This is a genomic window from Rhizobium sp. Root483D2 (genome assembly GCF_001426685.1).
Lineage (GTDB): Bacteria > Pseudomonadota > Alphaproteobacteria > Rhizobiales > Rhizobiaceae > Pararhizobium > Pararhizobium qamdonense.
The window spans coordinates 90,363-115,845 of sequence record NZ_LMFB01000041.1; the positions used below are offsets into that span (position 1 = coordinate 90,363).

Below are 25,483 nucleotides of genomic sequence, written 5' to 3' on the forward strand. Positions count from 1 at the left end.
GTTAATGCAGGTTTCGCTAATCAACCATGTCTGATTTGAGCCGGTTCGCCTTTTTTTCACCGCCTGGCCTGTCCAAAGAGCGGTGAGGGACGGACGGTGGGGATGCCCCTCCGGTTCAACGCAACGAAAACGGGACCTCTGAAGGAGGAGACATTTATGAGCATCCGATCCAAACTTTTCGCCACCGTGGCGTTTCCCATGCTGTCGATTTCGGTCGCCATCCAGCCGGCTTTGGCCGACAGTCTGATGAAGCCGTTCGAAGTCGCGCAGGAAGATGGCGCAGCGCAAGCCGATGGCGGCGAACAGGCACCGGAAGACGTGATCAAGAAGCGCCGCCCGCGCGCCGAACAGTCCGGAGAACAGCCGGCGGAAAACCAGGAGCAGGAGCCGAGCCGCGCCGAGCGCCGCAAGCAGCGCGCCGAACAGCAGCAGGAGCAGGCTCAGCCCGAACAGGAAGCCCAGCCGGCGCAGGAAGAACAGCCAAGCCGCGCTGAGCGCCGCAAGCAGCGGGCTGAACAGCAGCAGCAGGAGGAACAGGCCCAGCCGTCCGGCGACGATGGCGCCGCAGCGGCTGCCGAAGAAAAGGCCAAGGCGCGTGCCGAGCGCAAGAAGCAGCAGGCCGAACAGCAGCAGGAGCAGCCCTCCGGTGATGACGGCGCTGCAGCGGCTGCCGAGGAAAAGGCCAAGACCCGTGCCGAGCGCCGCAAGCAGAAGGCTGAGCAGCAACAGCAGGAGCAGCAATCCGAACAGGCGCAGCCCTCCGGTGACGATGGGGCGGCAACGGCTGCCGAAGAGAAGGCCAAGGCCCGTGCTGAACGCAAAAAACAGCAGGCCGAGCAGCAGCAGGAAGAACAGGCCCAGCCGTCTGATGATGACAACAGCAAGGCTTCCCGGCAGGAAAAAGCCAGGGATCGTGCCGAGCGCAAGAAGAAGTTGGAGGAAGAGCAGCGGACTGCTCCCTCGCGCGACGACGCGGAACTACAGAAAGCCGCCGAGGAGAAAGCGCGTATCCGCGCTGAAAGAAAGGCGCGCGAACAGGCCGAGCAGCAGGAGGAAGGTCAGCAGGATGGCCAGGAGCCGGCAGCCGAGGGCGCTTTGCGTCCGGCCATCGACGGTGATGCGGAGCCCGCCAAGCGTCCCGATCGCCGCAAGCCGATCCCGGAGGTTGTCGATACCCGCAGCCAGGAGGAAAAGCAGGAGATCGCCAGCGACCCATCCAAGAGCGACGAAACCGTCGTGCTTCCGGTCGATAATGGCGCAGCCGTTCTCGACAGCGACAAGGATGCCGACAATGCCGACGGCAATGCGCGCGAAAATCGCCGCAAGCAGCGTGAGCGTGCCCGTGCAGAGGACGATAATGTCGAAGTTCCGAAGAGCGATGCCGAAGCGCAGTCGCGGCGCAACGACCGCCGTCCGACCCGCGAGGAACTCGGCGCCAATCTGAAGGAGGAAGGCCGCCGTGTCGACCGGGAGCCGGAATTCGGCGTCAACGACCTGATCGATGCCTTTACCGGCAATGGCGGACGGCGTCCGCGCATCGATGAGAGCCGCGACAACCGCACAGTTATCGATTTCGGCGACCAGATCATCGTTCGCAGCGACGACCGCCCGCGTCTGCGCCGCAACGCGCAGGAAACCTACTATGAAGAATTGTCGCGCGGCCGGTCCCGCGAGACGATCGAGCGGCCGAACGGCGTGCGCATCGTGACGATCTACAATCGCTACGGCGATATCATGCAGCGCTCGCGGATTGACCAGGACGGCCGCGAATATCTGATGATCTATGCGCCGGAAGCCGATGAGGGTCCGCGCCCGCCGGCCTATGACGTGGGTGAGGATCTGCCGCCGATGCGCCTGCGCGTGCCGGTTCGCGATTACATCATCGATACGTCGAGCGAGCCAGACCGCGATTACTACGACTTCCTCGCCGAACCTCCGGTGGAGCAGGTCGAGCGTACCTATACGATCGACGAGGTGAAGAACTCTGCCCGTATCCGCGACAAGGTGCGCCGTATCGATCTTGATACCATCACCTTTGCGACCGGCAGCGCCGAAGTTCCGTTGTCGCAGGCGAAAACCCTGCGCAAGGTGGCCGATGCGATGCTGGAAGTGATCGAGAAGGATCCGGGCGAAACCTTCTTCATCGAAGGCCATACGGATGCCGTCGGTGGCGACGAGCCGAACCTGGTGCTCTCGGACGAGCGCGCCGAATCGGTCGCTTCGCTGCTGAGCGAAGTCTATGACATTCCGGCCGAAAACCTGGTCACACAGGGCTATGGCGAGCGTTTCCTCAAGGTGCGCACGCAAGGGCCAGAGCAGGAGAACCGTCGCGTGACAATCCGCCGCGTGACGCCGCTGGTCCGTCCGGTGGCCCAGAAATAGCCATAGTCCGGTCTCTCTGCTAGAGATGCCCTGAGCGACGGCCCGATGCGCAAGCGCCGGGCCGTTTTGCGTCGTGTATTATTCCATCCCGGCACTCCTGCCGGATTGCATTCGCGAGTTTCCGATGAAAACTGTTCTTGCCGCTCTCCTGATCAGCATGTCCGCCGGTCACGCCTGTCTTGCTGCAACCCGGCTGGTGGAGCCGAAGCTGCAGCTTGAAAGCCAGGCGAAGGGGGCCGCACCGCGCGTTGCCCTGACTTTCGATGCCTGCAGCGGCAAGACCGACGTGCGCATCCTGTCGACCCTGATCGAGAACCGCATCCCCGCGACGATCTTCGTGACGGCGCGCTGGCTGAAACGCAACGCCGCAACCATGGCCATCTTCAAGGCGCATCCTGATCTGTTCGAGATCGAGAATCACGGGGCGATGCATGTTCCGGCGGTCGATCATCCGGTCTCGATTTATGGCATTGCGGCGGCCGGCAGTGCGCAGGCGGTTGCGGCGGAAGTTGCCGGCGGGGCGGGCGCGATCGAAGCCGAAGGTCTGCAGCCGCACTGGTTCCGGGGCGCAACAGCGAAATATACCCTGTCGTCGATCGGGCAGATCCGGCAGATGGGATTTCGGGTTGCGGGCTATTCGGTGAATGGCGATGGCGGTTCGCTGCTTGCGGCAGGCGCTGCACAAAAGCGGTTTGCCTCTGCCAAGGACGGCGACGTGATCATTGCCCATATCAACCAGCCGGCGCATGCGGCCGGAGACGGCGTCGTCAAGGGCATCCTCGACCTGAAAACCAAGGGCTACACGTTCGTGCGTCTCGAAGAGGCGACCGAGGACGGCAGCGACGACACGACGAACTGATCGCCGAAAATCATTCCGGCTGTTTTGCCAGTCCCGTGGTCTGCTCGATGAAATCGGCGATCGCCAGCGTGTCGGCGAGGTCGAAGACCGTGAGGCCGCTGTCTTCGACCGGGTGATCGGCGGCAATCGCGACAATGTGCGGATCGGTGGGGGCGAGCGGCTCGCGGTTCCTGGAGTCCAGCCGCCGGGCCTCGATCTTCGGGATCGGCTCGCGCTTGTAGCCTTCGATCAGCACGAGATCGCAGGGCGCCAGGCGTGCGAGGATTTCCGGGAATGTCGGCTCGGGCGCACCGCGCAGCTCGTGCATGATGGCATAGCGCGTGCCCGAGACGATGGTCACCTCATGGGCACCTGCCTCACGGTGGCGAAAGCTGTCGGCGCCGACCTTGTCGATGTCGAAATCGTGGTGGGCGTGCTTGACCGTCGAGACGCGGTAGCCGCGGCGCGTCAGTTCGGTGACGAGGCGCACGGCAAGACCGGTTTTGCCGGAATTCTTCCAGCCGGCGATGCCGAAGACTTTTGGACCCTTGGTTTCAAGCTCTGTCATCGTTCAAGCCCCTCGATCAGCGGCAGCCAGCGCTGTGCCGTTTCAAGGTCTGCCTTTGTGTTGATATTGAAGAACGGGTCGATCGGGCCGTCCACGGTTTCGATCACCGGGAATTCGGCCTTTTCAAACGGGTGGCTTTCGATGAAACCACGCACCCGGCGCTTTGCGTCGGTCAGCAGCCAATGTTCGAGCGCATCGGCCAGGGCAACCGGCCAAAGCGCAAAGACCGGATGCATGATGCCGGCCGAAGAGGCAACGGCGATCTGGCCGGGGCGGGTGAGCGCCTGTTGAAGCCGGGCAACGAGATCACGCGGAAAGAATGGCGTGTCCGTCGGGACGGTGGCGATGTGGCTGGCAATCGGCGAATGCCGCGCCGCATGCCGCATTCCCGACAGCACCCCTGCCATCGGCCCGACATGGCCGGGAACCGTATCGGCAAAGACGGCGATGCCGGGCGAAAGGTTCAAGCCACCTTTATTGCTATTGACGCTGAGGCCGTCCGTCTGGGGCGCGAGACGTTCGATGACATGGTGCACAAGCGGCTTACCCCCCAGCATCACCGCCGCCTTGTCCTCACCCATGCGCGACGACAGGCCGCCGGCGAGCACGACGCCGCGCGGGAGATGGGATGGCGGGCTTGCCGGTAGGCTCATGAGACAGTCTTGTTTTCTAAGAGGTTCATTTCGGCGATCCCGGTTGCGATTGCTGCGCAAGCGCGATCCGCCGCTTGTTTTCGCGGGCGAATGTATAAAGCCCCGAGCCGATAATGATCGCAACGCCGGTCACCATCCATACATCCGGCTCTTCGGCAAAGAACAGGATGCCGATGCTGATCGACCAGATCAGGCTGGTATAGCGGAACGGCGCGACGATGGCGATTTCGCCGTTGCGCATGGCCAGAACAATACATTGATAGCCGACTAACAGCAGCAGGCTGGCCCCGGCCAAAATGCCGATCGAGGTCATCGACATCGGTTGCCAGCCGCCGAGCGGTACGATGAGAATAGCACCTGTTACGGTGATGACGGTGGCAGTGATCACGGAGATGAACAGGGAGGGAATCGCAGGATCGATCCGGCGGGTGCACAGATCGCGGATCGCTGCGCAGACGACGGAGACGACGACGCTTAAAGCCGCGACTGTGAAGCCTTCCGGGCCAGGTCTGAGAATGATGAGCACGCCAACAAAGCCGATGAGGATCGCCAGCCAGCGCCGCCAGCCGACGGGTTCGCCGAGAAACAACGCCGCCCCCAAAGTGACCGCCAGCGGCAGCGCCTGAAGGATCGCCGAGGCATTGGCGAGCGGGATCTGTCCGAGCGCATAGATATAGGAGATGGAGGCGCCGACTTCGGCGGCGATCCGCAGCGCAATGACCGGCGAGCGGATCAGCCGGAACGAACGCAACGCGCCGAAATGGCGCGCCAAGAGCAGAACCAGCACCGATGTGAAGAAGCCGCGCACCAGCATGATCTGGCCGGCATTCATCACGCCGGTGACGGACTTGATCAGCGCGTCGTTGCAGGTGAAGCCTGCCATGGCCAGGCACATGAAGATGGCGCCGCGGAAATTTGCGGTGGGTTGCATTCTTTTTACAGGTCCGTTCTCATCGCTGCCCGGTTTCTTGAAACAGCGATGCGGCGGGCTTCAAGTCTGCGCTGCTGGTCTTTGCCTATCTCTAAAGCATCGGCATTTGTTTTATGCAACTGCTATCCCGGTTCTGTTTAAATTGATGGCAGCACTGCAAGAATAGCCAATTCCATTCTCTTTGTAGAACCGTGAAATATGGCCCTGCCGAAATTTTGAGCGCGCTTTTAAACCCTGGGATTTTTGGCGAAATATTAAGTTTCGCTGCCTATCGTGATCAAATTCCGCTGCCCTTCGCATGATGCGAATAAGGTTGACGTAACGGACACCTATGTCCGCTCGCCTCAACCGGATGACATTCCGATCAGCGCCATGGCTGCGCCCCGGTTCGTTCGTTCTCAACCAGAGAGCAATCTGGCGGAAATGTCCGATTTGCTCAACATCTGGAGTTCGGAATGTCCCTGATCGATCGCTCTTTGCAGCGTCTGCGCATTGTCACCAAGGTTTTGCTGTTCGTGGTGCCGCTGGTGGCGCTGATTGCCGGTATCGGACTTGTCGGATATTTTACCGCAAGCACGCTCAACGGCCATATGACCGTGACGCGCGAGACGATCAACAATCTCTCCGACTTCCAGTCGCTGCGCAGCGGGCTGCAGAATTTCTCAGACAATCCGACCGACGAGACGCGCGCCGCGCTGGCAAGCCAGATCGACGAGCAGGAAAGCGGCATCCGCACGCTTGACGGCCTGCTGACGGCGGGCGAAGACAAGGCGAAGGTTCATCCGGTCGTGTCGCTGGGTGAGGCCATGCGGGGTCAACTAGACAAGCTCTGGTCGATCAAGACCGAGCGCGACGCGGTCACGGCATCGCTTGATGCGGCGCTGGCCGATATGACGGCGCAGGGCAACACTGCCTTCAAGCAGATCGATATTTTGCGCAAGGAATCCGGCGAAAAGGAATCCTTTGCCAAGGCGCTGCTGTTTGATGCCGCCGCTTACCAGGGCCTTGCCGAACGCATCAAGAAATTCCGCCTGCCGGTCACCATGGCGATCGCCCCGGATGCCAAGGTGCAGCAGGCGACGACGTTGACGCCGCATCTTTTGAAGCAGATTACCGAGGCCGAGAAGATCGCCTCCGACAAGGTCTTGACGAAGATCGCCGAGGTGAAGGCGGATACGAAGGTCATTCAGGATATTCTGGCCAGCAGCGACCCCAACGACGTTAAGAAGACCCAGCTGAGTTCGGCGCTGATCAAGTTTTCCAAATATGAATCCGACTTTGCCAAGGAAGCCGTGACCAATTCGGACACGGCCGCCAAGCGCTTCGTCGGCATGGACAGCGAAATCTCCACCTTGAAAACGCTGATCGGCCTGATGAACGAGACCTTCAAGGGCCTCGACGACACGCGCCTGCATATCAGCGAACTGCACCGCAAGCTGGATACGGAAAGCCGCGCCAGTGTCATGACCGATATTGCGTCGGTGCGCGAAAGCGTGGCGAAACTGTCGGACCTCGGCGCCAAGAATGCGGCTTTGCGCGATCTCGCCGGCAAGCTTGCGCCATCGCTGACGCAGATCGATACCGGGACAGCCCAGCTGATCGATGTCGGCGCCCGCTGGCAGGCGGCAAAAGCTGACGCCGCAGCGCTGGTGGCCGATGCCAGCCAGACCCTTGAGAATTTCGTGAGCAGCGCCCAGGAGGCCGGCAAGAAGGACAGCCAGCGTTCCGCCGATGTCTCGATCATAGCCATGGTTGCCGGCACGCTGCTTGCCATCGTCGGCGGCCTGATGCTGATCGAAACGCTGCGCGGCCCGTTGAAGCGCGTGACCGAAACGATGACGCGGCTTGCCAATGGCGATCTTGAAGTTGCCATCGAAGGCCGCAACCGCGGCGACGAAATTGGCGACATGGTGCGCTCGGTTGCCGTGTTCCGCGACAATGCGGTTGAAAATGTCCGGCTGGGGCAGGAGGCGGAAGCGGCCCGCACGCTCTCGGCCGAAGAGGAAGGCCGCCGCCGCAAGGAGCGCGCCCGCATCGAGGCCGATCAGATGGAAGCGCTCACCGCGCTGTCGGACGTGCTGGCCAAGCTTGCCGACGGCAATCTGGAAGAGGGCATGGCGGAAGATCTTTCCGAGGATTACATCGTCATGGCCCGCACCTATAACAATGCGGTGGACGCGCTGCGCGCGACGCTGATCGACGTCCGCACGGTGACCGACGAAATCACCAGCGGTACCGGCAACCTTGCGACCTCGGCTGACGACCTCGCGCGCCGCACCGAGCAGCAGGCCGCAGCGCTGGAGGAAAGCTCGCGCGCCCTTGGCCAGCTGACGGAGATCGTTCGCTCGACGGCGGAAAGCGCGCGCAAGACCACCGTCTCGGTCGATCAGACCCACAGCTATGCCAAGCATTCCGGCGAAGTCGTCGCCAAGGCGATCGATGCGATGGCGGCGATCAACAAGTCGTCCGACAAGATCTCGACGATCATCGGCGTCATCGACGAAATTGCGTTCCAGACCAACCTTCTGGCGCTGAATGCCGGGGTCGAGGCGGCGCGGGCCGGCGAGGCGGGCCGCGGCTTTGCCGTCGTTGCCCAGGAAGTCCGCGAGCTGGCGCAGCGCTGCGCAGGCGCTGCCCGCGAGATCAAGGGGCTGATCTCGGAAAGCTCCGTGCAGGTGCGCGGCGGCGTGGAACTGGTGCAGGAAACCGGCAATGCGCTCACCGTCATCAACCAGCATATCTCGACCATCCACCAACTGGTCAGCAACATCGAATCGGCTGCCGCCGACCAGTATCGCGGCCTCAACGAGGTCAATCAGGCGGTGCGCGAAGTCGAGCTGATCACGCAGCAGAACGCGGCCATGGTCGAGGAAAACACCGCCGAAATCCACGGCCTTCGCCATCAGGTCGATATTCTCAACGAGAAGATCGAACGCTTCAAGACAGGCACCAGCCGCTCGGTCTCGGGTGGCCGGGTTCAGGGATATGGCCGGAGTTACGCTGCGTAAGCGCTGACAATGCCGATGCGAATGAAGGCCGCCCAAACCGGGCGGCTTTTTGTTGAGCTGGGTCAGCCGTCCAATTCATCCCCATAATCGGAAAGGACCTGGCTGATGGCATGGCGGGATATGTTGACGAGGACCGGGTTGGTGTTCAAATAGTAAGGGAGCGCGACAACCGCGACGGAGAGGGCCCAGCCTCTGGCTCTGTTCCATGTTGCGTCGTCGGCGGACAAGTGTTGGCGGAATGTGGCGCGGGCTCCAGCATCCAGGAGGTTCCAGCCAACCATCAGATCGCATGCGGGATCACCAATGCCAAGGCCGCCGAAATCGATGGCGGCGGTGATGCGGCCTTGATCGACAAGCAGGTTTGCGGCGTGGATGTCGCCATGCAGCCAGACTGCGGGCCTGTCCCATGGCGTCGTCTTAAGGGCGGCATTCCAGGCGTGCGTCAGCGGAGCCGTTTCAATGATGCCGGTCAAGCTTTCAATGGCGGCGCGAGTCTGCACGTCCCGGCTTGTAAGAGATGCGCCTCGGAAGAAATTATGCGCGCCGGGTGGCGGGCCACCGGTGATATTGATTTTCCGCAGGGCGCTGATGAACCGGGAAAGACTGATTGCGGCCTCGTGGAGATCATCGATCGGGCTGGACACAGCGTCTTTACCTGGCAGCCATTGGCATACCGACCAATGGAAGGGGTAACCCGAGGCCGGCATGCCGAGTGCCAGCGGGACAGGGACTGCGAGCGGCAGGTGCGGGGCAAGGCGCGGCAGCCAGAGGCTTTCTTTCTTTATTTGCAGCGCGGCGCCTGCGTGGCGCGGCAGACGCACGGCCATATCGCTTCCCAAACGATATATAGCGTTGTCGGTGCCTGCCGAAAGCACAGGTTTTAGAGGAAGAGCGGCCCAAGCTGGAAACTGTTCCGCGATCAGGCGGCTTACAAGCGGCTTACCGATATCAAGCTCGTCCTGATGCATCCTTTTAACCGGCATCGATAACCGCGCACCTATCCTAGGAGGTCTGTATTTAGCCGCCCGTAACGCTCATATGTCTTGCAACTGCCGGCTTGTTGCGGGTGCGGTCGATGATGAAGTCGTGGCCCTTGGGTTTGCGGGTGATGGCTTCGTCGATGACGGTGGACAGGTAGGCGTCGTCTTCGGAGGCGCGCAGCGCCGTGCGCAGGTCAGCGGCGTCGTTCTGGCCGAGGCACATGTACAGCGTGCCAGTGCAGGTAAGGCGCACCCGGTTGCAGCTCTCGCAGAAATTATGGGTCATCGGCGTGATCAGGCCAAGGCGGCCACCGGTCTCGGCGACCTGAAGATAGCGTGCCGGGCCGCCGGTTTTGTAGGGAATGTCGGAGAAGGTGAATTTTTCGGCAAGCGTATCGCGCAGTTCGGACAGCGGCATGTAGTGGTCCGTGCGGTCCTCGTCGATTTCGCCCATCGGCATGGTTTCGATCAGTGTCAGGTCCATGCCGCGTCCATGCGCCCAGCGCATCATGGCGGGGATTTCCAAATCGTTGAAGCCCTTGAGCGCGACGGCGTTGATCTTGACGTGGATGCCGGCTGCCTGCGCGGCATCGATGCCTTCCATGACTTTCGCCAACTCGCCCCAGCGGGTGATCTGCTTGAATTTTTGCGGATCGAGCGTGTCGAGCGAGACGTTGATGCGGCGTACGCCGCAATCGGCGAGTTCGGCTGCGAATTTCGACAGTTGCGAGCCGTTGGTGGTCAGCGTCAATTCGTCGAGATCGCCGGCATGCACATGCTTGCCCAGTTCGCGCACCAGGAACATGACGTTCTTGCGCACCAGCGGTTCGCCGCCGGTCAGCCGCAGCTTGCGCACGCCCTTGGCGATGAAGGCGGAACAGAGCCGGTTCAGTTCTTCCAGCGTCAACAGGTCCTTCTTCGGCAGGAAGGTCATGTTTTCGGCCATGCAATAGGTGCAGCGGAAGTCACAGCGATCCGTGACCGAAACCCGCAAATAGGTTACGGCCCGCCCGAAGGGGTCGATCATCGGTGTTTTCGCATCGGCCAGCCTCTGGGCGCCGGTCCTGTCGATGGTGACGGTATTCAACACAATTCTCCTGTTCCTTCAATGTCGTGACCAAAACAGGCGGCGTCAAGGCGCAAGCGGTCAAATGCTTGAGAAACAGGCGAGAAACAGTTTATTCCGATGAGAGGGAAGTGCGGCTTTGCGATCGCGGCGACGCGGGCAATTCCCTCCGGTTCGAAACTGCGCTAGTGCTCTCGCAGCAATGGAGACGACATGGCATGAGCGATATCTGGCCGACCGAACTGCGCGTATCCAAGGACCGCCACCGGCTGACGGTTGCTTTCAACGATGGCACGTCCTTTGATCTTTCGGCTGAAATGCTGCGCGTCCTGTCGCCGTCGGCTGAGGTCCAGGGCCATGGACCGGGGCAGGGATTGACCGTGCCCGGCAAGCGCAATGTCGCGATCATCTCGATGACCCCAACCGGAAACTATGCGGTTCGCATCGGCTTTGACGACGGCCACGATACCGGCATCTTCACCTGGACTTATCTGCGCGAGCTGGGGGCAACCGGAGAAACGCTGTTTGCGGCCTACGAACAGGATCTCTCTGACAAGGGCATGACGCGCGACAAGGCGGAAAAGCCGCGCTGACGGTGTGCTTCGCCATCAGCCGAGGTCGGCTTCGTCTTTCAGCAGCCGCTGGATCAGCCGTTCCATCGATTGCGCCACCATCAGGCATTCCTCGATTGGCTCGCTCTCCAGCGATTTGTCGATCACGGCCGTCTGGATTTCCATCGCCTGTTCGGTGAGCAGACGGCCGTCTGCCGTCAGCGACAGGCGCAGCACGCGCTTGTCCTTGTCGTCGCCGCGCCGCTCGATCAGGCCGCGCTTTTCCAGCTGCGGCAGCAGCATGCTCATATTGGAGCGGCCGACCAGCAGTTTTCGCGCCAGCTCCTGCTGCGAGATGCCGTCGAAGCGATAAAGATTGATCAGGATATCCAGGTGCGGCGGCTTGATATCGAGTTCGGCGAGCCTGCGCGTCAGCGTTTGCTGCATCAGCTGGCAGGCACGGGCAACGGCGATCCAGCTGCGGAAACGCGGATGATCCCAGGGAAATTGAGGATGTTCGATCGTCGCTTGCTTTTTGTTCATCGTTGTACAATAATGTTCATCATTGAACATTTAAAGGGAATCCCACTATGGCATCCTTTGCGGTCAAGGTCACCCGCCTTGCGCTGAAATGCGTTTCGGCGGTTTCGCCGGAGATGGCGGGCCAGATGGCCTTCCGCCTGTTCAGCATCACGCCATCGCGCAAGCCCAGGAGTCCCAAGGAAAAAGCAGCACTTGCGGCTGCGGAACCCGTGATGGCCAGGGCGCGGCCGGTGACGCTGTCCTTTGCCGGCGGCTGGATCACGGCAAAGCATTTTGACGCGCAACCGGCAGGCGGCGCGAAAAGCCGTGTCCTCCTGGTTCACGGCTGGGGATCACGCAGCAATTATCTGGCGGCCATGATCGACGGATTGACGGCCGGTGGCGCCGAGGTGGTTGCTCTCGATTGGCCGGGACACGGCGCTTCGCCGGGACGCACCTTGACCATGCCGGCGGCCGTGCGGGCGATCGATGCGGCATGGCGGCAGTTCGGCGGCTTCGATGCCGCCGTTGGGCATTCTTTCGGCGGTGCGAGCCTTGCCTGTGCGGCGGGCGGTGTGGTGGACGATGTGCCCTCCCACGTTGCCGGGAAAATGGTGCTGATCGGCGCACCCAGCGAGATGACCTGGCTTTTCAAAGGCTTTGGCAGGTATCTCCGGCTATCCGCCAAGGCCCAGGCGGCACTTGAGGATATGGTGATGCGTCTCTCCGGCCGGAAGATCGAGGAGTTCGATGCAGCACGGATCGTTGGAATGCTTGGCACGCCGGTGCTGGTGATCCATGCCGAGGACGACAAGGAAGTCAGTGCCGATCATGCGCGCCGGTATGCGGCGGCGGGCGGCAATATCGATCTCGAATGGGCCAACGGCCTCGGTCACCGCCGGATCGTCTCTGCTCCAGCCGTGATCGCGCGCATCAATGCCTTCCTTCATGCGAGTGAGGCCGGGCAGCGCAGGGCTGCCTGACCGATTCGCGCGTGCTGTCATAATGACGTCATGCTATCGGTCGAAAGGATCGCCAGGGCTTACGGCCCTGACGAAGGCGGGTTCGATATGGAGAGCGGCATGACGATCATTCGCACGGTCGAGGAACTGACGGCGCTGTATGGCGCCACGAGCGAGGCATCGATGGTCAAGGTGACCAGCCGGCTGACGCCTGACTATGCCCGGATGATCGAGGCGTCACCTTTTGCAGCACTTGCAACGGTCGGACCGGAAGGGCTCGACTGTTCTCCGCGCGGCGACGACGCCTGCGTGGTGCGCATCGCAGAGGACAAGACCGTACTGATGCCGGACTGGCGCGGCAATAACCGGGTGGATTCGCTGGCCAATATCGTGCGCGACCCGCGGGTGGCGCTGATGTTCCTGGTGCCGGGCTCGACGACGACGATGCGGATCAACGGCACCGCCGTGGTCAGCGTCGATCCGGACCTCACCCAGTCGTTCGAGGTCGATGGCAAACATCCGCGCAGCGTCATCGTCGTCACCGTCGGCGAGGTCTATTTCCAATGTGCCCGCGCCCTCATCCGCTCCCGAATCTGGGATCCCGAACGCTTCGTCGATCCGCAGTCGCTGCCCACACCGGGCACGCTGTTGAAGGCCGCCAAAGCGGATTTCGACAAGGACAGCTATGACCGCGAATGGCCGGAGCGCGCCGCAAAGACCATGTGGTAAAAAACGCGGTCGCTGGCGAATAAAACCGGGTCGCAAATCGTTTTTCCAGCAACAGGCATGGTGTTCGTTTGATGATGCAACAGTTGCCGTTTGTTGGGGGGAAGATATGACATACAGGACCGCATTTCTGGCAATGATCGCCGCATTTGGCTTTTCAGCGGGCGCCGCACAAGCCGACAGGCTCGTCGAGGAATATAGTGCCTATATCGGCGAGGAGGATCTCTATAACTCCAATGGCGAGGCGTTGACTGAGCCCTGGCAGGTGATCCGGCAGGACCGGGCGAACTATCACCGCTACGGCGTCCGCCAGCCCGGCGATGAAGGCGATAGTTTCTTTGCCTCGCCCAAAAACCGTGAAAAGGCCGAGCGCATGATCGAGTATGGCACGATCGATTACCGCGCCGCCCGCGCGCTGCTGCGGGGCGGGTCCGTCATCGATGTGCAGATTTTAAGGGGTGCCGATGGCGACTATATAAATGTTTCCGTCGATTAGGCGGGTGTTCGCCGGGCTGGCGGTTGCAGCGACGGTGGCTACCGCCTTTCCAGCTCAGGCCTCGGAACTGACGCTTGAACAGAAAGTGAATTTGCTGATCGCGGCCTATCCCGCAACGCTTTCCAAAGCCGAAGATGGCTCCGTTGCCTTGCGCTCGGGCGGATCGCTGCCGGTCGATGACGGCAAGGTCAAGGATCATGCGGAAAAACTGGCTAACGGCGATATCGAGGACAGCCTGTCCCAGCTCTATCCCGCCGGTCCCTGCGCGATCAAGCCGGACGTGAATTTCGATCCGGGCCGCATTCGCAGCGATGTGCTGATGATGCAGCTTTATGGACAATCGGCCAATGAGGTGAAGGCGTCTCTCGTCCCCGTCGACTGGTTCGGCACGGTGCTGCGCGTGACCAAACGTCAAGGGGCTGCCGCAGCGCTGGAAAAGGTGCGCGACGCATTGAAGACGATGCCGGAACTGAAGGCGTTTCTCACGCCATCGGCCGGAACCTTCAACTGGCGCAGGGTGGCTGGCGCCTCGAATATGTCAGTCCATAGTTTCGGGGCGGCGATCGATCTCAATACCCAACATGCCGATTACTGGATCTGGGCCGGCGGCAAGCCGGGCAGGGTGGCGCAATACCGCAACCAATATCCGATGGAGATCGTCGATGTCTTTGAGCGGCACGGTTTCATCTGGGGCGGGCGCTGGTATCACTACGACACCATGCATTTCGAATACCGGCCCGAACTGATCGCCATCGGCAAGGCAGCCGGCGCTGCGGCCTGCCGGTAGCGCTTAAGGAGCTGGGAATCGCATCGCCGTCTACTTGCGGTAGATCAGCCAGTTCTTGCCGGTATCCTTCTTCATGCCCTCTTCGAACAGGATCGTCCTGTTGCGGCCGGCATTCTTGGCGCAGTAGAGCGCGATATCGGACTTGTTGTAGAGGTCGGTCGGGTCGTCGGCATGCGATGCCTGGCAGACGCCGACGGAGAGCGTGATCGGGCCGTAATTGACGCCGGTCTTGGAGTTCTTGAAGGGCGTGGTCGCCAGTGCGTTGCGGATGCGCTCGGCCACCTGCAGGCTTTCCTCCAGGCTGCTATCGCTCAGAATGATGGCGAATTCCTCGCCGCCGGTGCGCGCCACAAAGGCGTCGCGGCGCAGATTGGCGCGGATGACCGTGCCGACCGTCGCCAGGATCTTGTCGCCGACCGGATGGCCGTAACTGTCATTGACCTTCTTGAAATGGTCGATATCGGCAATCAGCAAGCCGGTGAAGCTGCGCTGCTGGTCGGAATTGTAGATCGAAGCCAGTTTTTCGTCGAAAGCCCGGCGGTTGGCAAGGCGGGTCAGGGAATCGGTGTTGGCGATGCGCTTATATTCGTCGAGTTCCTGGCGGATGATCTCCATTTCGAAGGATTTCAGCGAGACATTTTCGGCCCGCTCCTTGCCCTGGCTCATCGTGTCCGCCGTCGCCTCGGTCAGAAGGCTGACGCATTGGCGCAGGATTTCGGCGCTGGAACTGCTCTTGCCGGTAATGTTCTGATAGGTCTCGTCCAGAAGCTTGTTGTAGTTCTCCAGCGCAAACTGTTCGTCGCGCAACAGCTTGAGCAGTTCGGCAAGTTCGGTGGTCAGATGGTTATGGGCGCGGTCGATGCCGGCGGCATGATGGACATGACTGAAATAGCGGGCACCGATCTCGTCAAGCTCTTCCTGTGTTGCACGGCTGCCGAGTGCTGCCAGTTCCTTGGTCAATTTCGGGTTGGAGCCGATATAGGCTTCGTAATAAAGCTCATAGTTGCGTGGCAGCGGTGAGATGCCCATGATCCGCATAGCGTAGGTTACCTGCGCCGCGATATCCGGAATTTGCGCCTTATTAGAAGTCGCTTGCATGGCAAGCTCCTGTTTTGTTGTCTCCAGCCGCTAGTTTTAGGGGTTAAAGATTTTGGAAGGCTTAACGTTTGGCAAATCCGGCCATGAAAAAATGCTTTCACACCTTGGCAGACAAAAACGGGCAGCCCTGAGGACTGCCCGAATGATCTACCGGAGATTGCGTGCTTGCCGTCTCAGGAAGGGCTGATCATCGTTTCGGGGCGCACCGCCGCGTCGAACTCGGCATCGGTGACGTAACCGCCGCCGACAGCTTCTTCGCGTAGTGTCGTGCCGTTCTTATGGGCGGTCTTGGCGATCTTGGCGGCATTGTCATAGCCGATCTTCGGGGCAAGCGCCGTGACGAGCATCAGCGAACGGTCGAGGGCCGCCTTGATATTGTCTTCGCGCGCCTCGATGCCGACGACGCAATTGTCGGTGAAGGAGACCACGGCATCGGAGAGCAGCTGGACCGACTGCAGGAAGTTATAGGCCATCAGCGGATTGTAGACATTGAGTTCGAAATGGCCCTGGCTGCCGGCGAAGGTGAGGGCGGCATTGTTGCCGAAGACCTGAACGCAGACCTGGGTCAGCGCTTCGCACTGGGTGGGGTTGACCTTGCCCGGCATGATCGACGATCCGGGCTCGTTTTCCGGCAGCGACAGTTCGCCAAGGCCGGAGCGCGGGCCGGAGCCGAGGAAGCGGATATCGTTGGCGATCTTGAAGAGGGCGGCTGCGGCCGAATTGATGGCGCCGTGGCTGAACACCATCGAATCGTGGGCGGCGAGCGCTTCGAACTTGTTGGGGGCGGTGACGAAGGCGATGCCGGTGATCGCGGCGATCTCCTCGGCAACCTTTTCGGCAAAGCCGATCGGCGCGTTGAGGCCGGTTCCGACCGCCGTGCCGCCTTGTGCCAGTTCGCAAAGGCCGGGCAGGGTCATTTCGATGCGCTTGATCGAGGAGGCGACCTGTGCGGCATAGCCGGAGAATTCCTGGCCGAGCGTCAGCGGCGTGGCATCCTGCGTGTGGGTGCGGCCGATCTTGATGATATGGTCGAAGGCCTTCACCTTCGCGACGAGCGCGGCATGCAGGTGCTTCAGGGCCGGCAGGAGGTCATGGACGACACGTTCGGCGCAGGCGATGTGCATGGCCGTCGGATAGGTGTCGTTCGACGACTGGCTCATGTTGACATGGTCGTTCGGATGCACCGGCTTCTTCGAGCCCATGACGCCACCGAGCATTTCGATGGCCCGGTTGGAGATGACTTCATTGGCGTTCATGTTGGACTGCGTGCCGGAGCCCGTCTGCCAGACGACGAGCGGGAAATGATCGTTGAGCTTGCCGTCGATGACTTCCTGGGCGGCCGCGATGATCGCGTTGCCGACGGTCGGGTCAAGGCCCTGCAGTTCCATGTTGGCGCGGGCGGCGGCCTGCTTGACGATCCCCAAGGCGCGCACGATCGACAGCGGCTGCTTTTCCCAGCCGATCTTGAAATTGCCGAGTGAGCGCTGTGCCTGTGCGCCCCAATAGCGGTCGCTGGCAACGTCGATCGGGCCGAACGTATCTGTTTCCGTGCGCGTTGAAGTCATCTGAAATCCCTGCTTTCGTCATGCGGTGGAGGACCGGGGCGGTTTCAAGGCCGGGCGGTTGACACCGGAAGGTGGATTTTGCCGCCGGGTGCGGCGGTCTAAAGCTGTGATGCGGTTCTCTCTGGCCCAGGTGCCCGGTGCTTGTAAAGAGGTTGTGAGGGCGGGCGCCATGCTACAATCGTTTAAAATATCATCCCGCCGGTCTTTCCGGTGGTTGCGCGTGGAGATGGCTATTCGCCGCACCTCCCGCACGCCTGCCTGTGCCTTTTCAGACACAAGCGCCGGGATAGTTTTACCGGCATTCTCAGCAGTTTTAATGCGGCAGGCCGATTTTCTCGCATTGTTGAAAAATAATGCAAGGATTTCAAATTTTTGGATGCCCTCATCCGTCTTCTTCATGCAGCCGTTCTCACAGATTTGTGACGGTCTGCGCGGGTCTTGCCAGCTGGCCGTTTCCTTTTCATTCACCATCCTTTCTTATAAGTACGAAAGCCTGGTGACATGACGGAGCATCAGGCGCGAACCGCTGGTGGCGGCAATGCGATACGGGGACGAGTGAGCCAATGAAGTTGATGAAGACTGCTGCGATCGTGACACTGATGACCGGGTGCGCGTTTGCCTCTCTCGGTGTGCACAATGCCGAAGCGCTGACCCTCATGGATCTTTTCCGCAAGAAGAGGCCGGTTGCCGAGGAATACCAGCCTTTGCCGGGTGTCGAGCAGACACAGCCCGTGCAGAAACAGGCGGCACGGCCGCTGCCCAAGGTGACGTCGCCGCAATATTATACCTATAAGGCCGAGCCGCTGCGCCGGATCGCCACGGCAAAGCTCGTCGATCCTGTGGTGACCGGTTCCGTCAGTACCGACGTTTCGGCAACGGCGCCGGTGGACGCGCCAGCCGGTGCGCGCCAGTTTCTTCCAGACGTCACCGCTTACGCTCCGGCCGATATCGCAAAGGCGGTCGAGGCTTTTTACACGGGCCGCGACGGCTTCGTCTGGATCGACGGCGAAGCGCCGAATGCAGCCGCCAAAGCGGCGCTGACTGTTTTGGGGCAGGCGGCAAGCGTCGGTCTTGATCCGCAGGATTATGCCGTCACGGTTCCATCCGATATGTTCGACCGCAACGACATGCCCGCGCGCGAAAAGGCGCTGGTCGAGTTCGAAATCCAACTGTCTGCCGCAACGCTCACCTATATCGCTGACACCGTGCGTGGCCGCATCGATCCAAACAAGATTTCCGGCTATCACGATTTCAAGCGCAAGGACGTCAACCTCACCGGCAAGATGGAGAATATCGCCAGAAGCCATGACGTTGCCGCCTATCTGAATTCGCAGACGCCGACCGGTGTCGAATTTCAGGCGCTGAAGCGCGAACTGGCGGCCCTTCAGGCCGAGAGCGGTGATGCACCGCGGATTGCGATTGCGCCGGGCACCTTGTTGAAGCCAGGGATCAGCAATCCGGAGCTGGCCAATGTGGTCGCTGCCATCCGCGCCAAGGGCTCGGATGCGCTGAAGGTCGAACACGCGCTGACGCTGTCGGCCTATCAGGGTACGCCGGACTATACGCCGGACCTGGTGGCGCTGGTCGAAGGTTTTCAGAAAGAACACGGCCTGACGCCTGACGGTGTCGTCGGCAAGGCGTCGATCCGCCTGCTCACGGGTGGCGACACGACAGAAAGCAAAGCCGCCAAGGTGCGGATCGCCATGGAGCAGGCCCGCTGGCTTCCGGGCGATCTCGGCAGCCGCTATGTGTTCATCAATCAGCCCGCCTTCATGGTGTATTACCACGATCAGGGTGCTGAGCAGTTTGCCATGCGCGTGGTCGTCGGCTCCAAGGCGCACCAGACATTCTTCTTCCAGGACGAGATCCAGACGGTCGAGTTCAATCCCTATTGGGGCGTACCGCAGTCGATCATCATCAATGAGATGCTACCCAAGCTGCGCAACGATCCCGGTTATCTCGACCGTCTCGGCTACCAGGTGGAAGTGAAGGGGCGGCCGGTTTCGTCCTACGACGTCAACTGGAACGGCTCGACCGCCGGCGTCGCCGTGCGCCAGCCGCCAAGCAGCGACAATGCGCTGGGCGAGTTGAAGATCCTGTTCCCGAATGCGCATGCCATCTACATGCACGACACACCGTCAAAGAGCTTCTTCAAAAAGGACGACCGGGCGCTGAGCCATGGCTGCGTGCGCCTGGCCGATCCGCGCAAGATGGCGGCAGCCGTGCTTGGAACGACGGTCGAGGATGTCGGCAAGCAGATTGCCGGTGGCCGCAACAAGGGCGTGTCGGTACCGGAGAAAATCCCGGTCTACGTAGCCTATTTCACCGCATGGCCGAACAAGGACGGTACGGTCGAATATTTCCATGATGTCTATGATCGCGACATGTATATGGACCGCGCCCTTGAGGCCACTCGCCTCGCCCGCCGCGCCGAGGGGTGAGACGATTGATCCGTTCCCGAAGCCGGTGTTGAGCCGGCTTCAAGCTATGCATAAATTCGTTCCCCGTAGGCTACTTGGGAAATCGGGCGATTGCCAAATCCTCCGTCATTCCTGTGCTTGTCACAGGAATCCAGTCAGCTCAAGTCCTTGAGCTGAAAGAGTCTTTTGACCCGACGGACGCCGGGTCGCTGGATCCCCGCCACGGGGGCGAGGATGACGGAGAGTGGGGTACGGCTCTTGCCAAACCCTTGTGTTCTGAGTTTACGAGCGGTCTGAAAAGAGCTTTTAAGCTGCCGCCCTTATAACTGAGCGACTATCACGTCCGTGCGATCAGGCGTTCGATCAAAGCCGGGGTCAGTTCGTCGAAATGGCGGATGATGATATCGGGCTGAAGGCTTTCGATGGGCACGTCGGAATAGCCGAAGGGAACGCCGATCGAGCGGATGGAGGCGTTCCTGGCGACGAGAATATCGTTGAGGCTGTCGCCGATCATGACGGACTTTTCCGGTGATCCACCGGCAAGGCGGATGGTCGATAGCAGATGTTCGGCATCGGGCTTGCGAACCGAAAAGGTATCGCCGCCGGTGATGGCCGCGAAGCGGGACGCCAGGCCCAGGCCCTCGAGCAGGCTTTTCGCCAGCATTTCCAGCTTGTTGGTGCAGACGGCGAGCGTATAGCCCGCATCGGTGAGACGGTCCATGGCGGTCACGACGCCCGGATAGGGAAACGAATCGCCCGGCATCGAGCCATGATAGAAATCGATGAATTCCTTCATCTGCCAGTCCAGATCCGTGGTGGAGAGTGTCTGGCCGCGCAATGTGAACGTGCGCTCGATCATCGCCTTGGCGCCGTGGCCGACGAGATGGGTGAGGTCGTCATAGGTCACTGGCGCAAGCCCGGCTTGCGTGACGGCATGGTTGAGGCTTGCCACCAGATCGGGTGCTGTATCGACGAGGGTTCCATCAAGATCAAAGACGACAACGGATGCGGACACTGGAACCTCTTGAAATTGGCGAAAAATCTTGCCATCCGGGTAGGCGAAGCGGGCGGGAAAAGCAATCGCAACTTTCTGCGGCAGCGCCGGTTTGCTTTTGCATTCTGGCCGCCATGGGGGCTTTTGTTTGGTGTTGCAGCCGTGTAAACGTCTCAACGGAACGAAGCGGCGGCAGGTTTTACCGTCGCCCACCGGTGCGTTTTTGGGGAGATTGCGGCGCATGGACGCCCGTGAAATGAAGATCAAGGCTGCTGCGGCAGCGCTCGACTATGTCGAAAACGGCATGCGGCTTGGGATCGGCACCGGCTCGACGGCGGAAGAATTCGTCCGTCTGCTCGCCGAAAAGGTGGCGTCCGGCTTCCGGGTCGAGGGTGTGCCGACATCGGAGCGCACGGCTCGGCTTTGCCTGGAACTGGGCGTGCCGCTGAAATCGCTCGAGGACCTTCCCGAACTTGACCTGACGATCGACGGCGCCGACGAGGTGGATCCGCAGCTGCGTCTGATCAAGGGCGGCGGCGGTGCGCTTTTGCGGGAAAAGATTGTCGCCTGCGCGTCGGCGCGGATGATCGTCATCGCCGATGAAACGAAGGTGGTCGAAACACTCGGCGCGTTCAAGCTGCCGATCGAGGTCAACTCGTTCGGCCTGGGCGCCACGCGTATCGCCGTTGAAAAGCTGGCCGCGCGGCACGGACTTTCCGGCGAGATCAGCGTGCGCGCGTCCGGCGACGGGCCGTTCATGACCGACGGCGGACATCTCATTCTGGACGCATCTTTTGGCCGCATTCCTGATGCAGATGCGCTGGCACGCGAATTGAACGCCATTCCCGGCGTTGTCGAACACGGACTTTTCATCGGCATCGCATCTCTGGCCATCATCGCCGGTCCGGCGGGGGCGAGGGTGATGACGGTTTGACCGGCTGCGGCCGGGCCGCGCGAGGCTTTGCGGCCGTGGCTGCGTGAGACTTGCGGCCGTGGCCGTGCAGGATTGTTGCAGCGCCGCCGGCCGGACTTGTCCGGTGCAGTGGCGGCCGCTTTAAATTTGAATTATGCCAGGGTTCGCAGATACAAGGCGGGCGCAACCCGGCATCAACTGACAGGAGCGTTACAGACATGATGAATTTCGCAGGTCTCGGCCGTACAGTGGCTGCAACGGCCATTATCCTTTCCGCCGTTATGGTCCCCACGCTGCGGGCGCAGGACGTGACGGACGACCAGATCAAGGCCGCACGCGCCGCTATCGCCGCTATCAACGCCACCAGCGGCTTCGACAATATCCTGCCGGGTCTCGCCGAACGCCTGAAGACGACGCTCATCCAGTCCTCGCCGAACTATGAGGACCTGATCTCCAAGACGGTTGATGCCAAGGCGCTTGAACTGGCTGCCCGCCGTGGCGATCTGGAGCGCGAAGCGGCGACCATCTACGCCAAGACCTTTTCCGTCGAGCAGTTGAACGCAATCACCGCATTCTACACGTCCGATGCCGGCAAGAAGCTGCTGAACGACGGCCCGATCGCCTCGCGCGAACTCGTCAAGGCCGCCAATATCTGGGGGGCCGGCATTTCCCGCGATCTGAACGCGGCTGCAACCAAGGAACTGAGCGCGACGCTCGGTGCCGGCCAGCAGCCGGCCGATGGCGCAGCGCCTGCGACGCCTGCCCAATAAGACACCGCCGCCGGTTCCCGGCAGTGATTGTCACGACGATTTGCTGAAGCCCGGGTCATTCCGGGCTTTTCATTTTGGTGGCTGCCACCCTATATCACCTTCACACATCACACGGTGGAATCGCCAGTCTTGCCCCGCGCTCCGCCTTCCTTCGCATATGACCCGGCCGGGAGTATCTCATCATGGCTTCTTTCGATTATGACCTCTTCGTTATTGGCGGCGGTTCCGGCGGCGTGCGCAGCGGCCGGCTTGCCGCGTCCATGGGCAAGAAGGTGGCGATCGCCGAAGAGTTCCGCTATGGCGGCACCTGCGTGATCCGCGGCTGTGTGCCGAAGAAGCTTTATGTCTATGCCTCGCAATTTGCCGAGCATTTCGAGGATGCCGAAGGGTTTGGCTGGACCGTCGGTGAAAGCACGTTCGACTGGAAAAAGCTGGTTGCGGCGAAAGACACGGAAATCACCCGGCTGGAGGGTCTCTACCAGAAGGGGCTGGCCAATGCCGGCGCTGAGATCCTGCACACCAGGGCAGAACTGACCGGACCGAACACGATCAAACTGCTCGACAGCGGCAAAACCGTCACGGCGGAGCGTATCGTCATTGCGGTCGGCGGTCATCCGACGCCGCACGAAGCGCTGCCGGGCCATGAGCTTTGCATCAGCTCCAACGAAGCCTTCGATCTGCCGGAACTGCCGAAATCGATCGTGATTGCCGGCGGCGGTTATATCGCCGTCGAATTCGCCAATATCTTCCATGGCCTCGGCGTCGAGACGACGCTGATCTATCGCGGCAAGGAAATCCTGTCGCGCTTCGACCAGGACATGCGGCGCGGCCTGCATGTGGCAATGGAACAGAAGGGCATCCGCATCCTCTGCGAGGACCTGATCCAGTCCGTCACCAAGAATGCCGAGGGCAGGCTGGTGGCCGAGACGATGAAGCATGGCACCTTGACCGCAGACCAGGTGATGCTGGCGCTTGGGCGCGTGCCGAACACCACCGGGCTCGGCCTTGATGCGGCCGGTGTGACCGTCAACGAACGCGGCGCGATCGTCATCGACGCATTTTCGCGCACTAGCGCGCCCGGCATCTATGCGCTGGGTGACGTGACCGACCGCGTGCAGCTGACGCCGGTGGCGATCCACGAGGCGATGTGCTTCATCGAGACCGAGTACAAGGGCAACCCGACGTCTCCCGATCATGATCTGATCGCCACCGCCGTCTTCTCGCAGCCGGAAATCGGCACGGTGGGCCTGTCGGAAGAGGATGCCTCAAAGAAATTCGAGGACCTTGAAGTGTACCGCGCCGAATTCCGCCCGATGAAGGCGACCCTTTCGGGGCGCAGCGAAAAAACCATCATGAAGCTGATCGTCAACGCTGCCGACCGTAAGGTTCTGGGGGCGCATATTCTGGGCCATGAGGCCGGCGAAATGGCGCAATTGCTTGGAATTACGCTGAAAGCCGGTTGCACCAAGGACGATTTCGACCGGACCATGGCGGTGCACCCGACGGCGTCGGAAGAGCTTGTGACCATGTACAATCCGAGCTACCGGATCAAGAACGGCGAGCGGATCAGCTAGGGCGGCGGCCTCTTCCGCCATACGCATGGCACTATAGGGCAGGGTGCGTTGGAGGGTCGGCGCACTTTGCTGGCACAATGGCTTTGCAATCCCCATGTTAACGTTTATAAGCCCGCATCCGCAAAATCGCCGCTTTCCGGAAAGGGAAGGCTGCGGTTCAGGAATTGTGCCGTTGATACGCGGTTCAAAACCGGTTTCAGGCGGCATTGCCCGGAGGGGATCCGGTGATGCAACTGCTGCTGCGGCGGACCTTGCGCAAGAGAACAGGTGATCGACATGGTACAGAATTGGACCCCGAACAGCTGGCGGCAGAAGCCCATCCAGCAGGTGCCGGATTTTCCGGATATGGCAGCGCTTGCAGCCGCCGAAGCGCAGCTCGCGACCTATCCGCCGCTGGTTTTTGCCGGTGAGGCACGCCGCCTGAAGAGCCAGCTCGCCAATGTTTCGGAAGGCAAGGGTTTTCTCCTGCAGGGCGGCGATTGCGCCGAGAGCTTTGCCGAACATGGCGCGGACACGATCCGCGATTTCTTCCGCGCTTTCCTGCAGATGGCTGTCGTGCTGACCTTCGGCGCGCAGCAGCCTGTGGTCAAGGTCGGCCGCATTGCCGGCCAGTTCGCCAAGCCGCGCTCCTCCAATATCGAGAAGCAGGGTGATATCGAGCTGCCGAGCTATCGTGGCGACATCATCAACGGTATCGAATTCACCGAAAAGGCCCGTATTCCGGACCCCGAGCGCCAGATCATGGCTTACCGCCAGTCGGCAGCGACGCTCAACCTACTGCGCGCCTTCGCGATGGGCGGCTATGCCAATCTCGACAACGTGCACCAGTGGATGCTCGGTTTCGTCAAGGAAAGCCCGCAGGCCGAGCGCTACCGCAAGCTCGCCGACCGGATTTCCGAAACCATGGATTTCATGAAGGCGATCGGCATTACGCCGGAAACCAATCCGAACCTGCGCGAGACCGATTTCTTCACCAGCCATGAGGCGCTGCTGCTCGGCTACGAGCAGGCGCTGACCCGCGTCGATTCGACCTCGGGCGACTGGTATGCCACATCCGGCCACATGATCTGGATCGGCGACCGGACGCGCCAGGCCGATCACGCGCATATCGAATATTGCCGTGGCATCAAGAACCCGCTTGGCCTCAAATGCGGTCCGTCGCTGACGGCCGATGGCCTGATCGAGCTGATCGACCTGCTCAACCCGCAGAACGAAGCCGGCCGTCTGACGTTGATCTGCCGCTTTGGCCATGACAAGGTGGCTGAAAACCTGCCGCGCCTCATTCGTGCGGTCGAAAAGGAAGGCCGCAAGGTCGTCTGGTCCTGCGACCCGATGCATGGCAACACGATCACGCTCAACAACTACAAGACGCGTCCCTTCGAGCGGATCCTGTCAGAAGTCGAAAGCTTCTTCCAGATCCACCGCGCCGAGGGCACGCATCCGGGCGGCATCCATATCGAGATGACCGGCAATGACGTCACGGAATGCACCGGTGGCGCGCGCGCGCTGTCGGGCGCCGATCTCGCCGATCGCTACCACACCCATTGCGATCCGCGCCTCAATGCCGACCAGGCGCTGGAACTGGCCTTCCTTCTTGCCGAGCGCATGAAGGGCGGCCGCGACGAAAAGCGGATGGTCGTCAACGGCTGATCAGCGCGGCTGATAACAGTCTTTCGCGC

General features: G+C 61.2%; 23 protein-coding genes. 13 read left to right on the forward strand and 10 right to left on the reverse strand.

The features are described from left to right. The first annotated feature begins 156 nt into the window (after nucleotides 1–156). Nucleotides 157–2,382 (forward strand): OmpA family protein, encoded by a 2,226-nt coding sequence (locus ASD32_RS25265; protein ID WP_060640790.1) that lies wholly within the window; start codon nucleotides 157–159, stop codon nucleotides 2,380–2,382. Between the two features lie 124 nt (nucleotides 2,383–2,506). Further along, the gene (locus ASD32_RS25270; protein ID WP_060640998.1) at nucleotides 2,507–3,241 is read left to right on the forward strand and encodes a polysaccharide deacetylase family protein; all 735 of its coding nucleotides are present in this window, start codon (nucleotides 2,507–2,509) and stop codon (nucleotides 3,239–3,241) included. Between the two features lie 10 nt (nucleotides 3,242–3,251). Here ASD32_RS25270 and mobB read toward each other — a convergent pair whose 3' ends face one another. The 3 genes from mobB to ASD32_RS25285 are packed head-to-tail and all read right to left on the reverse strand — an operon-like array spanning nucleotide 3,252 to nucleotide 5,372. Then, nucleotides 3,252–3,788, reverse strand: coding sequence for a molybdopterin-guanine dinucleotide biosynthesis protein B (gene mobB / locus ASD32_RS25275; RefSeq protein WP_060640791.1), 537 nt, complete (start codon nucleotides 3,786–3,788; stop codon nucleotides 3,252–3,254). Then, on the reverse strand, nucleotides 3,785–4,441 hold the full coding sequence (gene mobA, locus ASD32_RS25280; protein WP_060640792.1) for a molybdenum cofactor guanylyltransferase MobA: 657 nt from the start codon (nucleotides 4,439–4,441) through the stop codon (nucleotides 3,785–3,787). Before mobA ends, mobB begins: the two co-directional genes overlap by 4 nt. 25 nt (nucleotides 4,442–4,466) lie before the next feature. Further along, entirely contained in the window at nucleotides 4,467–5,372 is a 906-nt protein-coding gene (locus tag ASD32_RS25285) for a DMT family transporter (RefSeq protein WP_060640793.1), read from the reverse strand. 455 nt (nucleotides 5,373–5,827) lie between these two features. On the opposite strand from ASD32_RS25285, the gene ASD32_RS25290 reads away from it, so the two are divergent. Then, complete coding sequence (locus tag ASD32_RS25290; protein WP_060640794.1) at nucleotides 5,828–8,380, forward strand: HAMP domain-containing methyl-accepting chemotaxis protein; 2,553 nt, start codon at nucleotides 5,828–5,830, stop codon at nucleotides 8,378–8,380. Nucleotides 8,381–8,442: 62 nt separating this feature from the next. Here ASD32_RS25290 and ASD32_RS25295 read toward each other — a convergent pair whose 3' ends face one another. Then, complete coding sequence (locus tag ASD32_RS25295) at nucleotides 8,443–9,348, reverse strand: aminoglycoside phosphotransferase family protein (protein ID WP_200953651.1); 906 nt, start codon at nucleotides 9,346–9,348, stop codon at nucleotides 8,443–8,445. Between the two features lie 49 nt (nucleotides 9,349–9,397). Then, nucleotides 9,398–10,447, reverse strand: a complete 1,050-nt coding sequence (moaA, locus tag ASD32_RS25300) for a GTP 3',8-cyclase MoaA (protein WP_060640796.1) — start codon at nucleotides 10,445–10,447, stop codon at nucleotides 9,398–9,400. Nucleotides 10,448–10,644: 197 nt separating this feature from the next. Here moaA and ASD32_RS25305 point away from each other — a divergent pair, with 197 nt between their 5' ends. Continuing rightward, nucleotides 10,645–11,019 (forward strand): DUF971 domain-containing protein, encoded by a 375-nt coding sequence (locus ASD32_RS25305; RefSeq protein WP_060640797.1) that lies wholly within the window; start codon nucleotides 10,645–10,647, stop codon nucleotides 11,017–11,019. Nucleotides 11,020–11,034: 15 nt separating this feature from the next. Here the strand turns inward: ASD32_RS25305 and ASD32_RS25310 are convergent, their stop codons facing one another. Further along, a complete protein-coding gene (locus tag ASD32_RS25310) occupies nucleotides 11,035–11,520 on the reverse strand; it encodes a MarR family transcriptional regulator (protein ID WP_060640999.1) in 486 nt (161 codons plus the stop codon). A gap of 47 nt (nucleotides 11,521–11,567) precedes the next feature. Here ASD32_RS25310 and ASD32_RS25315 point away from each other — a divergent pair, with 47 nt between their 5' ends. The 4 genes from ASD32_RS25315 (at nucleotide 11,568) to ASD32_RS25330 (ending at nucleotide 14,470) form a co-directional block, all read left to right on the forward strand. After that, the gene (locus ASD32_RS25315) at nucleotides 11,568–12,482 is read left to right on the forward strand and encodes an alpha/beta fold hydrolase (RefSeq protein WP_060640798.1); all 915 of its coding nucleotides are present in this window, start codon (nucleotides 11,568–11,570) and stop codon (nucleotides 12,480–12,482) included. A gap of 99 nt (nucleotides 12,483–12,581) precedes the next feature. After that, nucleotides 12,582–13,190, forward strand: coding sequence for a pyridoxamine 5'-phosphate oxidase family protein (locus ASD32_RS25320; protein ID WP_060641000.1), 609 nt, complete (start codon nucleotides 12,582–12,584; stop codon nucleotides 13,188–13,190). A 106-nt stretch (nucleotides 13,191–13,296) separates the two neighbouring features. Then, nucleotides 13,297–13,683, forward strand: coding sequence for a hypothetical protein (locus tag ASD32_RS25325; protein ID WP_082546935.1), 387 nt, complete (start codon nucleotides 13,297–13,299; stop codon nucleotides 13,681–13,683). Beyond that, nucleotides 13,667–14,470 (forward strand): M15 family metallopeptidase, encoded by an 804-nt coding sequence (locus ASD32_RS25330; RefSeq protein ID WP_060640800.1) that lies wholly within the window; start codon nucleotides 13,667–13,669, stop codon nucleotides 14,468–14,470. The genes ASD32_RS25325 and ASD32_RS25330 overlap by 17 nt, the downstream gene beginning before the upstream one ends. Nucleotides 14,471–14,500: 30 nt before the next feature. Here ASD32_RS25330 and ASD32_RS25335 read toward each other — a convergent pair whose 3' ends face one another. From ASD32_RS25335 to ASD32_RS25345, 3 genes are all read right to left on the reverse strand, one after another. Continuing rightward, nucleotides 14,501–15,568 carry a GGDEF domain-containing protein gene (locus tag ASD32_RS25335; RefSeq protein WP_060640801.1) on the reverse strand — a complete coding sequence of 356 codons (1,068 nt, stop codon included), beginning with the start codon at nucleotides 15,566–15,568 and terminating at the stop codon, nucleotides 14,501–14,503. 173 nt (nucleotides 15,569–15,741) lie between these two features. Then, the gene (gene fumC, locus ASD32_RS25340) at nucleotides 15,742–17,133 is read right to left on the reverse strand and encodes a class II fumarate hydratase (protein WP_060640802.1); all 1,392 of its coding nucleotides are present in this window, start codon (nucleotides 17,131–17,133) and stop codon (nucleotides 15,742–15,744) included. An 18-nt stretch (nucleotides 17,134–17,151) separates the two neighbouring features. After that, complete coding sequence (locus tag ASD32_RS25345; protein ID WP_060640803.1) at nucleotides 17,152–17,532, reverse strand: hypothetical protein; 381 nt, start codon at nucleotides 17,530–17,532, stop codon at nucleotides 17,152–17,154. 164 nt (nucleotides 17,533–17,696) lie between these two features. Here ASD32_RS25345 and ASD32_RS25350 point away from each other — a divergent pair, with 164 nt between their 5' ends. Next, nucleotides 17,697–19,574, forward strand: coding sequence for a murein L,D-transpeptidase (locus tag ASD32_RS25350; protein WP_060640804.1), 1,878 nt, complete (start codon nucleotides 17,697–17,699; stop codon nucleotides 19,572–19,574). Nucleotides 19,575–19,890: 316 nt separating this feature from the next. On the opposite strand, the gene ASD32_RS25360 is transcribed toward ASD32_RS25350, so the two are convergent. Continuing rightward, nucleotides 19,891–20,568, reverse strand: coding sequence for an HAD family hydrolase (locus ASD32_RS25360; protein ID WP_060641001.1), 678 nt, complete (start codon nucleotides 20,566–20,568; stop codon nucleotides 19,891–19,893). Between the two features lie 220 nt (nucleotides 20,569–20,788). Here ASD32_RS25360 and rpiA point away from each other — a divergent pair, with 220 nt between their 5' ends. From rpiA to ASD32_RS25380, 4 genes are all read left to right on the forward strand, one after another. After that, nucleotides 20,789–21,481 (forward strand): ribose-5-phosphate isomerase RpiA, encoded by a 693-nt coding sequence (gene rpiA, locus ASD32_RS25365; protein WP_060640806.1) that lies wholly within the window; start codon nucleotides 20,789–20,791, stop codon nucleotides 21,479–21,481. Nucleotides 21,482–21,678: 197 nt separating this feature from the next. Continuing rightward, entirely contained in the window at nucleotides 21,679–22,230 is a 552-nt protein-coding gene (locus tag ASD32_RS25370; RefSeq protein ID WP_060640807.1) for a DUF2059 domain-containing protein, read from the forward strand. A gap of 182 nt (nucleotides 22,231–22,412) precedes the next feature. Next, on the forward strand, nucleotides 22,413–23,804 hold the full coding sequence (gene gor / locus ASD32_RS25375; protein ID WP_060640808.1) for a glutathione-disulfide reductase: 1,392 nt from the start codon (nucleotides 22,413–22,415) through the stop codon (nucleotides 23,802–23,804). Nucleotides 23,805–24,080: 276 nt separating this feature from the next. Beyond that, complete coding sequence (locus ASD32_RS25380; RefSeq protein WP_060641002.1) at nucleotides 24,081–25,454, forward strand: 3-deoxy-7-phosphoheptulonate synthase class II; 1,374 nt, start codon at nucleotides 24,081–24,083, stop codon at nucleotides 25,452–25,454. Nucleotides 25,455–25,483: the final 29 nt, after the last annotated feature.